Origin of the sequence: Herbaspirillum sp. B65 (assembly GCF_000333555.1) — a bacterium.
Taxonomy (GTDB): Bacteria; Pseudomonadota; Gammaproteobacteria; order Burkholderiales; family Burkholderiaceae_D; genus Herbaspirillum; species Herbaspirillum rubrisubalbicans.
Window position 1 is genome coordinate 1 of record NZ_BADI01000977.1, and the last position, 5,209, is coordinate 5,209.

6 protein-coding genes are annotated in these 5,209 nt (G+C 62.0%); all 6 read left to right on the plus strand.

What is annotated here, in order from left to right; translation table 11 throughout:
- Window positions 1–58: 58 nt before the first annotated feature.
- The gene (rpmH, locus tag I5W_RS22975) at window positions 59–196 is read left to right on the plus strand and encodes a 50S ribosomal protein L34 (protein WP_006461360.1); all 138 of its coding nucleotides are present in this window, start codon (window positions 59–61) and stop codon (window positions 194–196) included.
- 26 nt (window positions 197–222) lie between these two features.
- Window positions 223–636: a ribonuclease P protein component gene (rnpA, locus tag I5W_RS22980; RefSeq protein ID WP_081585445.1), complete on the plus strand. Its 414-nt coding sequence runs from the start codon at window positions 223–225 to the stop codon at window positions 634–636.
- A gap of 18 nt (window positions 637–654) precedes the next feature.
- Window positions 655–1,008: a membrane protein insertion efficiency factor YidD gene (yidD, locus tag I5W_RS34310; RefSeq protein ID WP_083893610.1), complete on the plus strand. Its 354-nt coding sequence runs from the start codon at window positions 655–657 to the stop codon at window positions 1,006–1,008.
- A gap of 16 nt (window positions 1,009–1,024) precedes the next feature.
- Window positions 1,025–2,725 (plus strand): membrane protein insertase YidC, encoded by a 1,701-nt coding sequence (gene yidC, locus I5W_RS22990; RefSeq protein WP_044530990.1) that lies wholly within the window; start codon window positions 1,025–1,027, stop codon window positions 2,723–2,725.
- A gap of 149 nt (window positions 2,726–2,874) precedes the next feature.
- Window positions 2,875–4,275 (plus strand): tRNA uridine-5-carboxymethylaminomethyl(34) synthesis GTPase MnmE, encoded by a 1,401-nt coding sequence (gene mnmE, locus I5W_RS22995; protein ID WP_044530991.1) that lies wholly within the window; start codon window positions 2,875–2,877, stop codon window positions 4,273–4,275.
- A 306-nt stretch (window positions 4,276–4,581) separates the two neighbouring features.
- Window positions 4,582–5,175 carry a nitroreductase family protein gene (locus I5W_RS23000; RefSeq protein ID WP_044530992.1) on the plus strand — a complete coding sequence of 198 codons (594 nt, stop codon included), beginning with the start codon at window positions 4,582–4,584 and terminating at the stop codon, window positions 5,173–5,175.
- Window positions 5,176–5,209 lie beyond the last annotated feature (34 nt).

Sequence of the window (5,209 nt, forward strand, 5' to 3'; positions counted from 1 at the left end):
TCAGAATCCGATTATTTTTGCTGTTTGCTCCAAGGCAGCCCAACTTAGCGAGTCCAACATGAAACGTACTTACCAACCTTCCGTCGTGCGTCGCAAGCGTACCCATGGTTTCCGTGCCCGTATGGCCACCCGTGGCGGCCGTGCCGTGATCAACGCCCGTCGCGCCAAGGGCCGCAAGCGTCTGGCTGCAGTTTAAGCCGGGGCTTTGCGCTGCCGTTTCGTGTGACGGACGTCCGTACACCGCTTCCAGCACGTCAAGCAGGCGACTTCCCACGCGATCGGCGAATCGTTAAAACGGATGAGTTTTCATCCGTTTTTCGTTTGCGCCCCGTGTATCGTACCGAGCATTTCGTGTTGTACGCGCGCCGCAACAGCCTGTCGCAAGCCCGCCTGGGGGTGGTGGCGGCCAAGCGGCTGGCGCCGCGTGCGGTGACCCGCAACACGATCAAACGGGCCACGCGCGAGCTGTTTCGCCAGGCTCAACTGCCTGCCGTGGACTGCATCGTGCGCCTGTCGCGCCCGGTCAATACCAGGAAAGATCCGGCCCGCAGTGCGGTCGTCAAGGCCATGCTGCGTGCCGAACTGACGCAATTGTTCGCCTTCCTGCCGAGCGCAACTGCGTTCGCCAGGAAATAGCCAGGAAAACCGGAAGTGATGAAGACGCCTCTGCTCCTGCTGTTACGTGCCTACAAGCTGGGAGTGAGCCCTTTCCTGGGGCAGAATTGCCGTTTCTATCCCAGTTGTTCCGACTACGCTGCCGAGGCGGTGCGCCTGCATGGCGCGCTCAAGGGCAGCCTGTTGGCCGGCAAGCGCCTGTGCAAGTGTCATCCCTGGCATCCCGGTGGCCTGGACTTCGTGCCCGGCTCGGAGCAGGCGATGCAAGCGTCTTCATCGCTCTCTGCCGGGCCCGCTTCCGGGTTTGTACCTGACTCCCCCTCTACTTCGTCGCAGCCCTCGGTTGCGCGGGTTTCTCCCCCTGTGGCCGCTGACGGTTGCAGCCACTCCTGAACTCATCAATACGCATATGGATATCAAACGTACCGTCCTGTGGGTTGTATTCTCCTTCTCCCTGCTGCTGCTCTGGGATAGCTGGATGCGCCATAACGGACATCAGTCGATGTTCTTCCCGTCGGCCACTTCGACTCAGGAGCAAGCCGCCGCCAATCCGGCCTCGCCCACCGCCAGCCCGACCGGCTCCCCGGTCCCGCAGGCTGGCACGCCGGCGCCGGCCCCTGGCGCCGTGCCGGGTGCTGAGGTTGCCGCCGCCACCAAGGGCGAAACCATCACCATCACCACCGACCTGGTCAAGGCCAGCATCGATACCGTGGGCGGTGAATTGAAGCGCCTGGAACTGTTGAAGGAACCCGACGTGGTCGATCCGACCAAGAACGTCGTGCTGTTCGACTCCCAGCCGGGCCATACCTACCTGGCCGAATCGGGCCTGATCGGCGGTCCCTTCCCCAACCACAAGACCATCTTCACCGCCCAGCCGGGGCCGCGCACGCTGGACAACGGCAATGAAGTGCAACTGGTGCTGGTGGCCGAGCAGGGCGGCGTGAAGCTGACCAAGACCTACACCTTCAAGCGCGACAGCTACCTGATCGACGTCAAGCACACGGTGACCAACACCACCGGTGCGCCGATCAATCCTTCGCTGTACCTGCAACTGGTGCGCGACGGCAACAAGCCCGGGGGCGAATCGCACTTCTACAGCACCTTTACCGGCCCGGCCGTCTATAGCGATGCCGAACACTTCGAAAAGCTGGACTTCGAAAAGATCGCCAACGGCAAGCAGCAGCACGTGAACAAGGCCGACAACGGCTGGATCGCCATGGTGCAGCACTACTTCGTGTCGGCCTTTATCCCGCCCCAGAAGGCCGAGCGCGACATCTTCAGCAAGAAAGTCGGCGACAACCTGTATGCGATCGGTTCCATCCTGCCGCTGGGCACGGTGGCGCCCAACGCCAGCGTGACCATGGACAGCCAGCTGTATTCCGGCCCCACCGTCTCCAAGACCCTGCAGGCGATTGCCCCGGGCCTGGACCTGGTGCGTGACTACGGCCACCTGACCGTGATCGCCGAGCCCATCTTCTGGCTGATGACCCACATCCACAACCTGGTGGGCAACTGGGGCTGGACCATCATCCTGCTGACCGTGCTGATCAAGCTGGTGTTCTTCCCGCTGTCGGCTGCCAGCTATCGCAGCATGGCCAAGATGAAGGCGGTCTCGCCCAAGATGCAAGCCATCCGCGAACGCCACAAGAACGATCCGCAAGCCATGAATCGCGAGATGATGGCGCTCTACAAGACCGAGAAGATCAACCCGCTGGGCGGCTGTCTGCCCATCGTGATCCAGATTCCGGTGTTCATCTCGCTGTACTCGGTGCTGCTGGCTTCGGTGGAAATGCGCGGCGCACCGTGGTTGGGCTGGGTGCATGACCTGACGGCGCCGGATCGCCTGTTCGGCACGCTGCCTTACTTCAACATGCCTATCGGCTTGCTGCCCATCATCATGGCGGCCTCGATGTTCCTGCAGACCAAGCTCAACCCGACCCCGCCCGATCCGGTGCAGGCCAAGGTGATGATGTTCATGCCGCTGGTGTTCTCGGTGATGTTCTTCTTCTTCCCGTCCGGCCTGGTGCTGTACTGGGTGACCAACAACATCCTGTCCATCGCCCAGCAATGGGTGATCACCCGCAACATCGAGAGCGGCAAGACCAAGTAAGTGATTCTGGTCAGCTATCCAAGAAAAAACCCGTGGATTCCACGGGTTTTTTTTCGGTCCCAGGATGCCAGCGGGGTTAACATTACCAAAGCCGCTGCTCCGAGGGGGATGCCGCGGGCTCAGTTCAACACAACAACAAGTATTCGCAGATGACTTTAGATTCTTCTCCTATCGCCGCCATTGCCACCGCACCCGGACGCGGCGGCATTGGTGTGGTGCGCATTTCCGGCAAGAACCTGGCGCCGGTGATGCGTGCCATATGCGGGCGTGAGAGCCTCGCGCCGCGCCATGCCACCTACCTGCCATTCCTGAATGAGGACGGCAGCGTCATCGACCAGGGCCTGGCCATCTATTTCCCTGGTCCGCATTCCTACACCGGCGAAGACGTGCTGGAACTGCAGGGCCACGGCGGTCCGGTGGTGATGCAGATGCTGCTGGCGCGCTGCGTGCAGGCCGGTAGCGAGATCGGCTTGCGCCTGGCCGAGCCGGGTGAATTCACCCAGCGTGCCTTCTTGAACGACAAGATCGACCTGGCCCAGGCCGAGGCCGTGGCCGACCTGATCGAAGCCACCACCGAGGCGGCGGCCAAGTCGGCTTCCGAATCGCTCTCGGGCGCCTTCTCCAAGGTGATCCATGAGCTGGTGGATCAGGTCACGCGCCTGCGCATGTTGGTGGAAGCCACGCTGGACTTCCCTGAAGAGGAAATCGATTTCTTGAAGCAGAGCGATGCCCGTGGCCAGCTCGCCACCATCCGCAGCACGCTGGAAGAAGTCTTCAAGCACGCCGCGCAAGGTGCGCTGCTGCGCGACGGCCTCAATGCCGTGCTGGCCGGCAAGCCCAACGTGGGCAAGTCTTCGCTGTTGAACGTGCTGGCCGGCTCGGACGTGGCCATCGTCACCCCCATTGCCGGTACCACCCGCGACAAGGTCACCCAGACCATCCAGATCGAAGGGATGCCCTTGAACATCATCGACACCGCCGGCATTCGCGAAGCGGGCGAGGATGGCAGCGGCCCGGATGAAGTCGAGCGCATCGGCATCGAGCGTACCTGGGCCGAGGTGGCCAAGGCCGACGTCATCCTGCATATGCTCGACGCCGATCGCGGCCCGACCCTGGAAGATGAAAAGATCACCGCGCGTTTCCCAGATGGCGTGCCCATCATCCGCATCTGGAACAAGATCGACCGTTCCGGTCACAAGCCCGCCGTGGACAAGATGTCCGACGCCACCCACGTCTACCTGTCGGCGGCAGAAGGGCAGGGCGTGGACCTGCTGCGGGCCGAGCTGTTGCGCATCGCCGGTTGGCAGCAGACGGTGGAGTCGCGCTATCTTGCCCGCGAGCGGCACCTGCTGGCATTGAAGGCGGCCGATGAGCACCTGGCCCATGCTGCTGCTCATGCCGCGCTGGACAATGAAGCGGGCGAACATGCGCTGGATCTGTTTGCTGAAGAGCTGCGCCTGGCGCAGGAGCGGCTCTCCAGCATCACCGGCAAGTTCACGTCGGATGATTTGCTGGGGGTGATCTTCTCGCGCTTCTGTATCGGCAAGTAAGCTCGGCAGTGAGGTGCAGATGGCGTGACTACGTGGTCTTCATTCCTGACAGATCGCCCACAGTCCACTGCTCAATTGCAACGGATGTTACAGCGTGTAAAAAGCTTGGAGGTGAAAGAGGGGCATCGTTATTCTGAAGTTCCTCCCCCTCCAATTCATCACCCCTGAGAATTGGATTTAACCCGCCGCCGCAAGGTGCGCGGGTTTTTTTATGGTCATGTGCCACTGCTCTGCAGGAAAAAGAGGGCGCTGCTAAGATGCCGGCTGTCTGAATCGTCCTTCAACCCTCAGCAAAGGAACAAGAACATGTCCGCCAATGCACGCAATGCCGACTATCCCATCGATCCGCAATTCCTGAACCGCTGGTCCCCGCGCGCCTACAACGGTGCCGAGATCTCCGAAGAAACCGTGTTGACCTTCCTGGAAGCGGCCCGCTGGGCGCCCTCGGCCTACAATGCCCAACCCTGGCGCTTCGTCTATGCGCGTCGCGGCACGCCGGCCTGGGATAGCCTGCTGGGCCTGTTGAATGAATTCAACCGTAGCTGGGCCGCCAGTGCTTCGGCCCTGATCGTGGTGCTGTCGCGTACCGTGATGGTTCCTCCGGGCGCCACCGAAGCGGTTCCTGCGCCGACCCATTCCTTCGACACCGGCTCGGCCTGGGGCTACCTGGCCCTGCAAGCTTCGCTGTCGGGCTGGCACGCCCACGGCATGGCTGGCTTCGACAAGGAGCGCGCCCGCACCGAACTGAACGTACCGGCCGAATTCTCGGTGGAAGCCATGGTGGTGGTAGGCAAGCTGGGCGACAAGTCCACCCTGCCGGAAGGCTTGCAAGCGCGTGAAGTCCCGAGCCCGCGCGAGCCGCTGTCCAAGCTGGCGTTCGAGGGCAAATTCAAGGCCTGAAGCCGGGTCGTAAAAAATTCGCAATTCTAAAAAG